This is a genomic window from Arthrobacter sp. 05T410, from assembly GCF_056396505.1.
This window is the reverse complement of sequence record NZ_JBFTLP010000007.1, coordinates 42,082-55,501: the sequence shown is the minus strand read 5'-3', so window position 1 is coordinate 55,501 and position 13,420 is coordinate 42,082. Positions and strand designations below refer to the sequence as shown.

Below are 13,420 nucleotides of genomic sequence, written 5' to 3'. Positions count from 1 at the left end.
GACTCCGCGAGGAAAGGAAGCTATGCCTGGAATGTATGTGGCGACCTCGACCATCACCATCGGGGCGCCCGCGAGCCGCGTATGGTCCGTGATCACCGATCCCGATGCCGCCAAGGAGTTCATGTTCGGCACCGAACTCGTGACCGACTGGACGGTAGGCGGACCCATCCTGTGGCGGGGCACCTGGGACGGCAAGGAGTACGAGGACAGGGGCAGCATCCTCGAGTTTGAACCCGGACGGCGGCTTGTTGTCACGCACTTCAGCCCGTTGAGCGGCCAGGCGGATGCGCCGGAGAACTACCACACGCTGACCTGGACGCTCGAGGACCAAGCCGGTGCCACGCAACTGACGCTCGCCCAGGACAACAACGCCAGCGCCGAGGACGCCGACCACTCCAAGGGCATGTGGGACAGCCTGGTGAAGAGCGTGAAGGCGATCGCCGAGCGGGAAGAGTCAGGGCGGGACGAGCCAGAGCGCGATTAGGCAGTACGACCGCGGGGCCAGATTCCGCTAGCGCCTACAGCAGGCTTGCCGCGATGTCCCTCCCGATCCTCTGCAGCAGGGCGGCGGAAAGTCCGGGGTCTTTGGCGGAGTCCTGGTCGGTGTACTCGGCCAGGGTGTAGACCCGGGTGAGCGCCAGTTCGGACCACCTTTCCCGGGGGAGGAGGGAACGGCCGGCCACCGCGATGATCGGGCGGGTTCCCGACCTCCGGGCGACGGCGGCGGGAAGCTTGCCGGCGAGGGTCTGTTCGTCGATGCTGCCTTCGCCGGTGATGACGATGTCGCAACTGTCCCTGCGGTTGTTGAAATCGAGCAGGTCCAGGAAGTAGTCGGCGCCCGAGACCTGCTTGGCGCCCAGCAGCATGCACGCGAAGCCGATCCCGCCGGCGCTTCCGGCGCCCTCGCGCTGCGTCAGTTCGGCGGCGTCCTCAAACCCGGCGTCCGTCAACGTGGCGACGAGGTGCGCCAGCCCGTGCTCCAGTGCCGCAATGTCCTGCGGTCCGGCGCCCTTTTGGGGTCCGAAGACCGCCGGCGCGCCGTCGGGCCCGAGCAGTGGATTGTGGACGTCGCTGGCGACCACGAGTTCCGTGCTGTCCAGTTCGGGGAACCTGGTCCGGCGGATGGTGTGGATCTGCGCCAGTGACTCTCCGCTGCCGTGGAGCTGCCGGCCGCGGCCGTCGTGGAAGCGGTAGCCCAGGGCGGTGAGCATTCCCATGCCGCCGTCGGTGCTGGCACTTCCGCCCAGCGCCAGGACGATCCTGGCCGGGTTGAGACTGAGGGCGAACAGGATCGCTTCCCCAAAGCCCCGGCTGGAGGCCGCCAAGGGTTCCAGCTGGCCCGCCGGCAGGTGCGCCAGGCCGCAGGTGTTGGCGACCTCGACGACGGCGGTGGTGCCGTCGAACGCGATGCCGGCCGGGACGGGCCGGCCGGTGGGCCCGGTGACAGTGTGGCGGTGCCGGGTGAAGCCGGCGGCGACGGCGGCGTCCACACTGCCGTCCCCGCCGTCGGCCAGGGGAAGCAGCTCGCAGTGGACCGCTCCGGCCCCGCCGGTGGAGCCGGCTCCGGCGCGGAGCCCTGCGGCCAGGGCGTCGGCCACCTCGCCGGCCGTGAGGCTGCCTTTGAACTTGTCCGGTGCGATGAGGGTCCGCACGGTTTTCGGGGCGGTGGTGTTGAACATGTCAGATGGTTTCTGAGTAGGCAGGGCGGCGGGTGTCCTTGGCCGTCGAATCGGCATCGGCGGCTTCTGTGCGCTCCGGGTGCGTGTGGTGGCCGTATTCGATCAGGTCATCGTCGATGTCGCCGTAGCCGTCCGGGAGGACCGGGTCCTCGCTGGGCAGCGGCTCAACAGTTTCGCCGTTGAAGACGCGGCGGACGCGGTCCGCGTCCAGGGTGCGGTCCCACCAGGCGATGAACAAGGTGGCGACGGCATTACCGGTGAAGTTCACCAGGGCCCGGCACTCGGACATGAACTTGTCGATGCCGAAGATAAGCATGATGCCGGCGGCAGGGATGGTGCCGAGCGTGGACAGGGTGGCGGTCAGGGCGATGAAGCCGCCGCCGGCGACGCCTGCCGCGCCCTTGGAGGTGAGCAGCATGACCGCGATGAGGCCCAGTTGCTGGCCGATGGTCAGGTTCGTGTTGGTTGCCTGGGCGATGTAGACGGCGGCCAGCGAAAGGTAGATGGCGGCGCCGTCGAGGTTGAAGCTGTAGCCCGTGGGGACCACGAGCCCGACCGTTTCCTTCTTCACACCGGCGTGCTCGAGCTTGCGCATCAGGCCCGGGAGGGCCGGTTCGGCAGTGGAGGTGCCCAGAATGAGCAGGTACTCCTCTTTGAGGTGGCGGATCATCTTGAAGATGTTCAGCTTCAGGAAAGCCATGACGGAGCCGAGGACCACGACGACGAAGAGGATCGAGGTGGCGTAGAAGAGGGCGATCAGCCCGCCCATGCTGGAGAGGGAAGAGACGCCGTACTTGCCGACGGCGAAGGCCATCGCGCCGAACGCGCCCAGCGGGGCGGCCTTCATGATGAAGCCCAGGATTTTGAACATGACCCCGGTGAGGCGCTGGACACCGTCCAGGACGGGCGCCCCGACCTTGCCCATGGCGTTCAGCGCGACGCCGAAGATCACGGCGATGAAGATAATCTGGAGGATGTCGCCTTCCACGAAGGGCGCGACAACGCTGGTGGGGATGATGTGGGTCAGGAACTGCCACCATTCCTGGTGGGCGCCGGCGTCGATGAGTTTGGCCGCGGAGTCCGTCGTCTTGATCGCGCTGGCGTCTGCGTTGACGCCGTCGCCGAGGCGGAAGACGTTGATGGCGACCAGGCCAAAGAGCAGGGCAAAGATCGTGCCGATCTGGAAATACGTCAAGGCCTTCAGCCCGGTCATGCCGACCTTCTTCAGATCCGCGACGCTGGCGATGCCGCCGACGATGGTCAGGAACACGATCGGGCCGATCAGCATTCTCATGGCGTTGACGAAGGTGGTGCCGATCGGTTCCATGGCGATGCCCGCGGCCGGGGCCAGCCAGCCCACCAGAATGCCGAGGACGATGCCGGTCAATACCCAGAAGTACAGCTGCCTGTACCAGCGTTTCTTGGGGGCCGGGATTTCCGTGCCCGCGGTGGTGATGTGTCCCATGATTCCTACCTCATTGTGGAATGTCTCTGGAGATGCTTTAAGTGTGGGGGTTTGCACGGGGCGGGTGCCAGTTCGGCGCAGCCGCCCCGTGCAGTGTGTAGCGTTCGACGCCGGCCGCGCGGCCGGCGTCGTCCGTTTCAGTGCCGTCGTCCGTTTCAGTGCGCCGCAGCGGCAGACGGAAGCGTTAGACGGCCGCCAGGGTGCGGGCCAGGGCCTCGATGATGGCGTCGGTGACGTCCGCGGTGGTGGCGTCGCCACCGACGTCGCGGGTCAGGTGGCCGGCGCCGGTTGCCTCTTCGATGGCGGCCTCGACGCGGCGGGCTTCCTCGTGCAGGCCGAAGTGGTCCAGCATCAGGGCTGCGCTGGCGATCGCGCCGATCGGGTTGCTGATGCCCTTGCCCGCGATGTCCGGGGCCGAGCCGTGCACCGGCTCGAACATGGACGGGAAGCGGCGCTCCGGGTTCAGGTTTGCGCTGGCCGCCAGGCCGAGGCTGCCGGCCAGGGCCGAGCCGAGGTCGGAGAGGATGTCGGCGTTCAGGTTGGAGGCGACGACCACGGAGAGGTCTTCCGGGTGGAGGATGAACTTGGCGCTCATCGCGTCGACCAGGACGCTCTCGGTGGCGACATCGGGGTAGTCCAGGGCAACACGCTGGAAGGTTTCGTCCCAGAGGACCATGCCGTACTGCTGGGCGTTGGACTTGGTGACGGAGGAGACCTTCTTCACCGTGCGGGTCCGGGCCAGATCGAACGCGAAGCGCATGATGCGCTCGCAGCCCTTCTCGGTGAACAGTGCGGTCTGCAGGGCGACCTCGTTGCCCGGACCGCGGCCGCTGAGGTTCCGCCCGCCGAGGCCGGCGTACTCGCCTTCGCTGTTTTCGCGGACCACAATCCAGTCGAGCTCGGTGGTGTCGGCCTTGCGCAGCGGGGACTGGACGCCCGGGAGGAACTTCACCGGACGGATGTTCGCCCACTGGTCAAAGTTCTGCGTGATATTCAGGCGCAGGCCCCAGAGGCTGATGTGGTCCGGGACGTTTTCCCAGCCGACAGCGCCGAAGTAGATGGCGTCGAAGTCCTTGAGGGTGTCCAGTCCGTCGGGATCCATCATCTGGCCGGTCTTGGCGTAGTACTCGCAGCCCCATGGGAACTCGGTCCATTCGAAGGCGAACTTGCCGCCGGAATTCTGCGCCAGGGCGTCCAGGACCCGGCGTCCGGCGGAGACGACCTCTTTGCCGACTCCGTCTGCGGGGATTGAAGCGATGCTGAATGTCTGGGTGGCGCTCATGTGCCTACCTCCTCGTTGAGTGTGTTAGCAGCGTCACACTGCCTTCCTCTTCAAGTAGACGGGCCGGCACCACATGCCGTCCAAGACCAAGATCCGATCCGCTAGATAGGTTCAGCCTATTGATGATGCGCCGGGGGAGGCGTTTCTGTCCCTCCTTGCGGTTGCGGGGCCGCGTGCAGCCGCGCCACCGCCAGGAAGGACCGGGCTGCGGGGGTCAGGTCGTCCCTCCGGCTGAGAACGGCAACATCCAGGTAGGACACGGGTTCGATCAGCAGCGTCCGCAGCCCCGATTTGTGGGCCAGGGGCGCCCACGACGACGGCATCACGGCGTGGCCGACCCCGGCCAGGACCAACGGCAGGATCGAGGTCCGGTGGGCGACCTCGACGACGATTTCGGCGTCGATCCCCCGCGCCAGTGCGTCGTCCACAAGCCAGCGCATCAGCGAACCGCGCTGGCTCGCGACCAGGCGGTGGCCGGCCAGCTCCTCGCGTTGGATCGTTGTTGCGGCGCCAAACGTATCGGACTGGGGATTGACGAGAAGGATCAGCGGCTGGCGATCGAGCTCCAACACCTCAACGCCGGGAACCTTGATGGGCGTGGGGGAGCCTGCCAGCCCGATCTCCGTGCTGCCGCTTCGGACAGACTCGATGACGTCCTCCGGGGTGAAGGCGGCGCTGACATTGAGCCTGACCAGGGGATGCGCCCGGGTGAAGGCGGCGATCATCGAGGACAGGGGCTCGATCCCGGGTGAGGGCATCGTGACGATGTCCAGCCGTCCGCTGCGCAACCCACGCACCGACTGCACCGCGGACTGCGCAGCATCGAGGTTGCGCATCACGAGCCGGGCCGGCCCGATCAGCTCCTTGCCCGCCTCGGTGAGCACCGCCCGCCGCCCGATCCGGTGGAAGAGCGGCACGCCCAGCTCCTTCTCGAGGGCGGCGATGGTCTGCGAGAGCGATGGCTGGGCGATGAGCAGGTGCTCCGCGGCCCGGCTGAACCCGTCGTGGTCAACAACAGCCAGAAAATACTTCAGCTTTCGGGTGTCCACCCTGGCTCCTTCACCGGTTTTGCGCTTGACGGTTGCCGTGCGGCCGCCTGATCGATGAGTCCGAGCCTATTTCCTGCCGACGATTCGGATGAGCATTTGTTCCACATCCGCGGCAAAGAACATGATCGCCGTCGTCCGTGCCGCTCGCGTCTCCGCCGCGCTACGGCAGCCGGGAGGGGCGCAGCAGCGTGGGGACGCCGGCCTGCCCGGGGTCGAGCGGGAGGGGGCTGACCAGCACGGCCGGGCCGCGGCTCAGGAGGCCGGTCGAAAGCGGCTGGCAGCGCACGCCTCCCCGGCCGCGCATGGCGGCGTGCGCGCCGGGGGCAAGCATCCGGTCCATCCAGGCGCAGGGGTGGGCTGGCCGTCCGGCCCGGAGCCGGACCACGTTGCCCTTCGATTCGAGCGCGAACTCTTCGCCGAGCAGGGGAGCGAGCTGGGCGCCCCGGAGGACCACATTGCGCCGGGTCAGGAGCGGGTCAAAGGGGCCGGCTGCCAGTTCCTTGGCCATCGCCTCGAGGGCCTCGATCGAGAGGAGGGTGACGGCGGCGTCCATGTGCGCGGCCTTGCCGAAGAACCGGTCGCCGACGATGCCCTTGCCGGCCACCAGCTCCACTTGGTCCGCGTCCGTCGTGGGGACCTGCGCCGCACCATCGCGGGCGCGGCCGAAGTAGGCGTGTGCCGGCGAGACAAGGAGGTGCAGAATCTCGACGTCGTACCTGTAGCTTGCCGTCATGCCCTAAAACTATCCTCCCTCGCAGCGCCGGCGCGCCAAGTCGCCGGAAACGTGCGGACACGCCGTAACATTGCGGCGACCTCGCAGGCTTCCCGCGAACTCGGCGGCGACCATGCCGGATCAGGGTACGAGCACGATCTTCCCTTTCGACGCGGTGCTCCCCAGTAGCTCATGGGCGCGGCGAACGTCGGAAAGCGGCAGGCGCTCGGCCACCACCGGGTGAATCTCGCCGCGGCGAAGCAACTCGAGCAGCGCGAAGAAGTCTGCCCTGAACCAGTCCTGGTGGTGGATGCGCAGCTTCTGGATCCGGTAGGACAACACTTTTCGACGGGGTGACAGCCAGCCCCAGAGGGCGACGCTCCCCGTTGCCGCGTACCAGGCGATCACGCCCGGCCAGTTCTTGCGCCCCTGCGCGATGGTGGCGTAGCGGCCAAACACGACGAGCCGACCGCCGGGCCGCAGCGCACGGAAGGAGCGCAGAGACAACGGCCCACCGATCCCGTCGAGGGCAATGTCTACGCCGTCGCCGGTGAACCCGCGCACCCGGGCCAGGAAATCCTCCTTCTGATAGTCGATAGCCACCGCGCCCAGCCGCTCCACTGCGGCGCGGTCCCGGCCGGCGGCGGTCCCGTAGAGGCGGAGGCGGGCCAATGCTCCGAGCTCGAGGATGGCGGCCCCTACCCTGCCTGCCGCGCCGTGAACCAGAACACTCTCCCCGGGCTTCGCCTGGGCCGTCCGGTGCAGCAGCTGGTAAGCGGTCATGTAGGGGAAGACGAGGCTTACGACCTCGGCCGGGTCGAGGTCCTCAGGCACATCCACCGCGTATGCCTCTGGCACACAGACGCGCTCGGCGTTGGCGCCCCACACCGTCAGCGCGCCGATGCGGTCCCCGACCCGTACCCGCGAGCAACCGGGCCCGAGCTCATCAACGATGCCGACGAGCTCATAGCCGGGCGTGAAAGGCGGCTTCGGTCCGCCGAGGTAGGTGCCGGCGCGCAGCTGGGCATCGGTGAAAGAGACCCCCGAAGCCAGGACCCTGACGCGGACTTCGCCCGGGCCGGGCCGTGGATCGTCGACCTCCACCACCTGCAGGACCTCGGGGCCGCCGAAGCGGTCGATCACCACACGCTTCATGGGCTCACTCTACGCTCGGCACACGCTCCGCACACCGGCCTCTTGCCGCCCGGTCCTTGTCTCCACCGGCGTCGTTTCGTGGCCCATTGACACCCCCGAGCGGTCGGACTATCATACAACCAAATGGTTGTAGATCAGCTCAGAACCCAGCTCAACGACGACGAACTCGACCGCCTTTTCCACGCGTTCGCCGACGCGACCCGCAGGGACATCGTGCGCCGGGTGACAGTGGGCGAGTACTCGGTCTCCGGGCTCGCCGCCCTCTACGCCATGAGTTTCGCGGCCGTCCAGAAGCATGTGGCGGTGCTGGAACGCGCTTCCCTTGTCTCGAAGGAGAAGCGGGGAAGGGAGCAGATCGTGCGGGCCAACCATGACGGCCTGCAGCGGGCCCGCCGCCTGCTGGACGACTACGAGGTCATTTGGCGCCAGCGCGCCGACCGGATTGCGGACCTGCTTGCCGAAGCGGCCGCCCCGGAACCTGACGAGACGCAGGCAGGCGCCAGACCAATCAAGAAATCGCAAGGCCAAGCTGAAGGAAACTGAAGGATAGGAGAGTTCGTCATGACGGTTGTCAGTTCAGTCAAGAATCTTGAGGCGCTGAGCCTCACCGTGGTCGCCGAGTTCGATGCCGGAGTGGGGCGCGTCTGGCAAATCTGGGAAGACCCGCGCCAGCTCGAGCGCTGGTGGGGGCCGCCCACGTGGCCGGCCACCTTCGAGAAGCACGAGTTCGTCCCGGGCGGCGAGGCCAGCTACTACATGACGGGACCCGAGGGGGAGAAGGCCCGCGGCTGGTGGCGGTTCGTGACCATCAACGCTCCGCACCGGCTGGAGTTCGATGATGGCTTCGCGGACGACAACGGCGACCCCGTGGCCGACATGGGCACGATCCACGGAGTTGTGACACTGGAGCCAATCGGCGACCGTACCCGAATGACCATCCTGTCCACCTTCGAGGCGGAGGAGCAGATGGAGAAGATCGTCGCCATGGGCATGGAAGAAGGCATGAGGGAGGCGCTGGGCCAGGTCGACGCGATCATCGCCGAGTCCGTCAACGCCTGACCTGCAACGCAACACGACGACGGCGGGAATCTCCCGCCGTCGTCCGCAAGGCCCTGTTCAGCCCGGTATTAGCGGCGGTAACATGCCATGTGACTTTCACCCACGGTTACGCGGCCAACGGCGACCTCCGCATGTACTACGAGGTCCACGGCCACCCGCGGGTCGGCGAGCCCCCGCTGTTGCTGATTCCCGGCGGAGGCTCGAGCATCGAGACCAATTTCGCCGGCCTCATCCCCGCGCTGCTGGCCGAGAGCCTGCAGGTGATCGCCGTCGAAGAGGAAGGCCACGGCCGGACCGCGGCTACCGCCCGGCCGCTCACCGCCGAAGGATCGGCAGGGGACATCAAGGCCGTGCTCGATGAGCTCAACGTGGACTCCGTGGACGTGCTCGGGTTCAGCGCCGGGGGCCACACCGCGCTCGCGCTGGCCATGAGGCATCCGTCCATGGTGCGGTGCCTGATTGCCGCCTCCACCTTCGCCAGCCGCGACGCTGTGGGCGATGAATTCTGGGAGGGGATGGAAAAGGCAACCCTCGATGACATGCCGGAGGTGTACCAGGACGCGGACCGCCGGCTGAACCCGGACCCCGGACACCTCGAGCGGATGTTCGAACTGGACCGCCAGCGGATACTGAGCTTCCCCGGCTGGTCGGACGAGGACCTGCGCCGCATCACGGCCCGGACCCTGGTGCTGAGCGCCGACCGCGACGTCGTCAGCGCTGACCACGCCGTGCGGATGTCACGGGTCATTCCCGGGGCGCGCCTGATGATCGTGCCGGGTACCCACGGCGATTATTTGGGCGAGCTGGCCGCGAGCGGGGGCGACCTGCGGGCCATGCGGACCACTCTCCCGTACCTGCTGCGGTTCCTGGAGGAGTAGGGCCCGGTCAGGGCCTCGCCGGCGTCGAGGTCTGTGCCGGACTGGTCTGCGCCGGGCTGGAGGTCCAGTGCTGCCGGTGCAGCCGCTCGAAGCCGTCCAGGAGCAGATCCAGGGCGAACTCGAACTCGAACTGGTCATCGCACCCCTGGCCCACCACGGAGTCCTGGTGCGCGGAGGCGGTGGCGACCTTCAGGATGTTCGGATACCTCTCGGCCATCTCCTGGAACATGGCCGCCTGCGCCTCCGGCGGAAGGGTGGCCAGCCCTGAGGCGTTCCCGCCGGCGGAGTCGTCGAACAGCTCCTGGGTAAACCCCCACATGCGGCTGCCGAGGGCGTGCATGACGTGATGGGTCAGGTCCACGGAGAAGCCTCCGGCCAGGAACATGCCGATGAACGAGTCCATGTAGCCAAGGACCGCTGGAGTTTTATTCGTGCGCGATTCCAGCACTTGCCGGGCCCACGGATGCCGCAGCAGCGCCCCCCGCGCCGAGAGCACCCTCAGGCGCACGGCGTCCTTCCAGCCGGCATCGCGGACGGGAGGATCGATCTCGCTGACAAGGGCGTCCACCATGCCGTCAAGGAGTTCCTCCTTGTTGGCCACGTGCTTGTAAAGCGCCATCGGAACGACGCCGAGTTCCTGCGCCAGCCGGCGCATGCTCAGCGCCTCGATCCCCACCTGATCGGCCAGCACGACGGCGGCAGCCAGGACGCGGTCCCGGCTCAACGGAATCCGGCGCGTTCGCTCCGCTTGCTGGGTCATCCGGCCACCCTTCCCTAACGGTTCCCTATTGACAAGTGTACGCCGTACACCTAACGTGGCCGCATCAGGTGTACGCCGTACACCTCGCGTCTCATGTACCGCCGCCGCCAGCCATCCCAGCCAAGGACCACGCCGTGACAACACACGCCAGCAGCGCCCCCGTCCCCCGAGTCCGCCGCCGCCCCCAGTGGCCAGTGCCCGCCGGATTGATCCTTCTCAGCCTCATCCCGGTGATCGCCGGTGCGGCGCGGCTGACGGAACTGACCGGCGGTGCCGCCATCACCGCCCAGAACGCCCGGTTCTTCGCCTCACCCGTGCCCGTGGTGACCCACATCCTCAGTGTCACCACCTACAGCCTGCTCGGTGCGTTCCAGTTCCTCCCCGCGCTGCGGGGCCGCCGGGGCTGGCACCGCATCGCCGGCCGCATCCTCGCGCCGGCGGGCCTGCTGGCCGCCCTGTCCGGCCTGTGGATGGCCGTCTTCTATCCGCTGCCGCCCGGGGACGGACCGGCGCTGTTGGTGCTGCGGCTGGTCTTCGGCTCGGCCATGGCGGCGAGCATTGTCCTGGGAGTCGTGGCGGTTGTGCGCCGGGATTTTGTGCGGCACGGCGCGTGGATGACGCGCGGCTACGGGATCGGCGTTGCCGCGGGAACGCAGGCGCTGACGGGGCTGCCGTGGATGCTGCTGGTGGGCCCGCCCGACGAGCCGACCCGGGCGGTGCTCCTGGGGGCAGCCTGGGTGATCAACCTTGCGGTGGCCGAGTACGTCATCCACCGGCGCGCCAGGCGGACCGTGCGCTCCAGGCGGACCGTGCCCGAACCTGCCGCCGTCGTCCCCATGCCTGCTGCCGCCGTCGTCGAAGTCGCCGGAAGCGTGCCGGCACGCCGTACTTTTCCGGCGAAGCGGACGGTTTCCGGCGACGTGGAGGCCGGGCGGCTAGACTCACGCGCATGACAATTGTGGACGATCAGGGCCGCCCGGAGCCTCCCCTCGCCTCCGACGAAACCGCGACCCTCCTGGGATTCCTGGACTACCAGCGGGCCACGCTGGCGTGGAAATGCGCCGGGCTGGACGCGGCCGGCCTTGTGGCTACTACCGCTGCCTCATCGATGACACTGGGCGGGCTCCTGAAGCACATGGCCTATGTGGAGAGCGAATGGTTCTCCCGTTCCCTGCACGCCCGGGACCGGGAGGCCCCGTTTGCCGCCGTGGACTGGAAGGCCGACCCGGACTGGGAGTGGCATTCCGCCGCCGGGGACACCCCGGACCAGCTGCGCACCCTGTGGCAGGACGCCGTGGACCGGTCCCGGGCCAGCGTCACGGAGGCCCTGGCCGCCGGCGGCCTGGACCAATTGGCCCGTCGCCCGTGGCCGGACGGTTCGGCACCGAGCCTGCGCTGGATCCTGTGCCACATGATCGAGGAGTATGCCCGGCACAACGGCCACGCCGACCTCCTCCGCGAGGCCCTAGACGGCGAGACGGGGGAATAGACGGCGAAACGGGGGAGTAGCCTCGAGGCACCCCTCCAACCACCCGTTGCGCTATCAGTCTTGGCGGTTATGGACGCCGAATGACGACCAGGACTGATAGCGCAACCAGGTTGGGCAGGGTGTATTTAGTAGGCCTTGACCCGCTGTTCGACGATGAGGTGGACCAGGGCGAACACACCGTCCCGGTCGATGGCGGCCAGCGCCGCCTCGAGGGCGGCCGGCACATCCTTATCCTCGGTGACGGTGATGCCGAAACCGCCGAACGCCCGGGCCATCATGCCGAAGTCGGGGTTCTTCAGCTGCGTGCCCGACACCCGGGACGGGTAGTGGCGTTCCTGATGGGTGCGGATGGTGCCGTACTCCTGGTTGTCCATCACGATGATCAGCGGCGTGGCTCCGTACTGGGCGGCCGTGGCGAGCTCCTGGCCGTTCATCAGGAATTCCCCGTCGCCGGCGATGGTGACCACCCGGCGCTCCGGGCTGGCCAGTGAGGCGGCGATGGCCGAAGGCACCGAGTACCCCATGGAACCGTTCCGGGCACTGATCATCGAGGCGTAGCCCCGGGTGGGGAAGTACCGGTGCGCCCAGTTGGTGTGCTCGCCTGCCCCGAATGTCACCAGGGCGTCCTGCGGCAGCAGCGGGACGAGGTTGGCCATCAGGGTGTCCATCTTCGCGGGACCGGCGCCGGGTGTCGACGGCGGCAGGCTGGCGAACGACTGCTGCTCGGCGCGCATCCGGGCCGTCCACGCCTTCCACTCCTGCCTGACGGGCAGGTCGATGTTGACCAAGTCCCGGACGAAGGCGTCCGGCTTGGCCAGGATCTGGCGGGAGACCGGACCGGAGCGGCCGCGCAGCGAGGGATCGATGCTGACGAGGAAGTTGTTCTTGTTCCAGTCCTGCCGGCAGACGAAACCGTCCGTGATCACGTCCCCCGGGACCGTCCCGACGAAAACGAGCAGGTCGGTTTCCTCCAGGAGGTCATAGGTGGGGCGGGGCCGGCCGTAGCCGATCGGCCCCACGTAGCTGGGCGAATCAAAGGAGACGGTCCCCTGTGTACGCCACTCCGCCGCGGCCGGGATGTGGTGCTTTTCGAGCCAACGGGTTAGTTCCGAGGCGGCTTCCTGGGTCCAGTCGTTCCCGCCGGTGACAAAGAGCGGCTTCTTCGACTGTGCCAGCGCCTCAGCCAGCGCACCGGCATCGGTGCTGCTCATGCCGCCCGCGGCAACGGGGATGGCCGGGTGCAGGGCCGGATCAATGGGGACCCGGATGATGTCCTCCGGCAGGCCCACCACCACGGGCCCGGGACGGCCGCTCATGGCCGCGAACATTGCCTCCGCGACAATTTCGGAGGCCCGCTCGGGGTGGTCGAGGACCATCACGCGTTTGGCGCCGGTGTCGAACCACGCCTTGATGTCGAACTCCTGGAACGCCTCGCGGTCCCGGTGCGCGAACGGAATCAGTCCGACGAAGAGCAGCATCGGGGTGGAGTCCTGCCACGCGGTGTGCAGGCCCACATGGGCGTTCGCTGCCCCGGGGCCGCGGGTGACCATGGCGACGCCGGGGCGCTGGTTCATCTTGCCGTCGGCCTCGGCCATGTAGGCGGCGCCGCCCTCGTGCCGGCAGACCACGGTCTCGATCTCAGAGCCGTGCAGCCCGTCGAGGACGTCCAGGAAGCTTTCCCCCGGGACAACAAACGTGCGTTCCACCCCGTGCGCTGCGAGCGAATCAACAATCACGTGGCCGGCGGACTTGAGGGTGCTGGCGCCGTTGCGGTTATCCAGGACAGCCCCTGGGGCCGTCTGCAGGGGTTTGATGGTGTCGCCTTCAACTGGGTGCGTGTCGGTTGCGGTCATTGTGGATGCAGACTCGGTTTTCATCACTACTTGTCTTCT

14 protein-coding genes are annotated in these 13,420 nt (G+C 67.8%); 6 read left to right on the top strand and 8 right to left on the bottom strand.

Annotated features, from left to right (window positions below; genetic code table 11):
* Window positions 1-22: 22 nt before the first annotated feature.
* A complete protein-coding gene (locus AC1DFR_RS11925; RefSeq protein WP_476873409.1) occupies window positions 23-484 on the top strand; it encodes an SRPBCC domain-containing protein in 462 nt (153 codons plus the stop codon).
* Between the two features lie 34 nt (window positions 485-518).
* Here AC1DFR_RS11925 and AC1DFR_RS11920 read toward each other — a convergent pair whose 3' ends face one another.
* The 6 genes from AC1DFR_RS11920 to AC1DFR_RS11895 form a co-directional block, all read right to left on the bottom strand.
* On the bottom strand, window positions 519-1,679 hold the full coding sequence (locus AC1DFR_RS11920; protein ID WP_476873408.1) for a glycerate kinase: 1,161 nt from the start codon (window positions 1,677-1,679) through the stop codon (window positions 519-521).
* 1 nt (window position 1,680) lies between these two features.
* Complete coding sequence (dctA, locus tag AC1DFR_RS11915; RefSeq protein WP_476871389.1) at window positions 1,681-3,144, bottom strand: C4-dicarboxylate transporter DctA; 1,464 nt, start codon at window positions 3,142-3,144, stop codon at window positions 1,681-1,683.
* Window positions 3,145-3,328: 184 nt separating this feature from the next.
* Window positions 3,329-4,426: a tartrate dehydrogenase gene (locus AC1DFR_RS11910; protein WP_230009632.1), complete on the bottom strand. Its 1,098-nt coding sequence runs from the start codon at window positions 4,424-4,426 to the stop codon at window positions 3,329-3,331.
* Between the two features lie 116 nt (window positions 4,427-4,542).
* Window positions 4,543-5,475 (bottom strand): LysR family transcriptional regulator, encoded by a 933-nt coding sequence (locus AC1DFR_RS11905; RefSeq protein WP_476871388.1) that lies wholly within the window; start codon window positions 5,473-5,475, stop codon window positions 4,543-4,545.
* A 160-nt stretch (window positions 5,476-5,635) separates the two neighbouring features.
* On the bottom strand, window positions 5,636-6,208 hold the full coding sequence (locus AC1DFR_RS11900; protein ID WP_476873407.1) for an MOSC domain-containing protein: 573 nt from the start codon (window positions 6,206-6,208) through the stop codon (window positions 5,636-5,638).
* Between the two features lie 120 nt (window positions 6,209-6,328).
* Entirely contained in the window at window positions 6,329-7,342 is a 1,014-nt protein-coding gene (locus tag AC1DFR_RS11895; RefSeq protein ID WP_476873406.1) for a medium chain dehydrogenase/reductase family protein, read from the bottom strand.
* 123 nt (window positions 7,343-7,465) lie between these two features.
* Between AC1DFR_RS11895 and AC1DFR_RS11890 the strand changes: the two genes are divergently transcribed.
* The 3 genes from AC1DFR_RS11890 (at window position 7,466) to AC1DFR_RS11880 (ending at window position 9,279) form a co-directional block, all read left to right on the top strand.
* Window positions 7,466-7,885 (top strand): ArsR/SmtB family transcription factor, encoded by a 420-nt coding sequence (locus AC1DFR_RS11890; RefSeq protein WP_476873405.1) that lies wholly within the window; start codon window positions 7,466-7,468, stop codon window positions 7,883-7,885.
* Between the two features lie 18 nt (window positions 7,886-7,903).
* Window positions 7,904-8,401 (top strand): SRPBCC family protein, encoded by a 498-nt coding sequence (locus AC1DFR_RS11885; RefSeq protein WP_230009669.1) that lies wholly within the window; start codon window positions 7,904-7,906, stop codon window positions 8,399-8,401.
* 89 nt (window positions 8,402-8,490) lie between these two features.
* A complete protein-coding gene (locus AC1DFR_RS11880; RefSeq protein ID WP_230009667.1) occupies window positions 8,491-9,279 on the top strand; it encodes an alpha/beta fold hydrolase in 789 nt (262 codons plus the stop codon).
* Between the two features lie 7 nt (window positions 9,280-9,286).
* Here AC1DFR_RS11880 and AC1DFR_RS11875 read toward each other — a convergent pair whose 3' ends face one another.
* Window positions 9,287-10,039 (bottom strand): TetR/AcrR family transcriptional regulator, encoded by a 753-nt coding sequence (locus AC1DFR_RS11875; RefSeq protein ID WP_476873404.1) that lies wholly within the window; start codon window positions 10,037-10,039, stop codon window positions 9,287-9,289.
* Window positions 10,040-10,173: 134 nt separating this feature from the next.
* Between AC1DFR_RS11875 and AC1DFR_RS11870 the strand changes: the two genes are divergently transcribed.
* Both AC1DFR_RS11870 and AC1DFR_RS11865 read left to right on the top strand, forming a co-directional pair.
* A complete protein-coding gene (locus AC1DFR_RS11870; protein ID WP_476873403.1) occupies window positions 10,174-10,992 on the top strand; it encodes a DUF2306 domain-containing protein in 819 nt (272 codons plus the stop codon).
* The gene (locus AC1DFR_RS11865) at window positions 10,989-11,528 is read left to right on the top strand and encodes a DinB family protein (RefSeq protein WP_476859918.1); all 540 of its coding nucleotides are present in this window, start codon (window positions 10,989-10,991) and stop codon (window positions 11,526-11,528) included. Before AC1DFR_RS11870 ends, AC1DFR_RS11865 begins: the two co-directional genes overlap by 4 nt.
* A gap of 125 nt (window positions 11,529-11,653) precedes the next feature.
* Here AC1DFR_RS11865 and AC1DFR_RS11860 read toward each other — a convergent pair whose 3' ends face one another.
* Window positions 11,654-13,381, bottom strand: coding sequence for a thiamine pyrophosphate-dependent enzyme (locus AC1DFR_RS11860; RefSeq protein WP_476859917.1), 1,728 nt, complete (start codon window positions 13,379-13,381; stop codon window positions 11,654-11,656).
* Window positions 13,382-13,420: the final 39 nt, after the last annotated feature.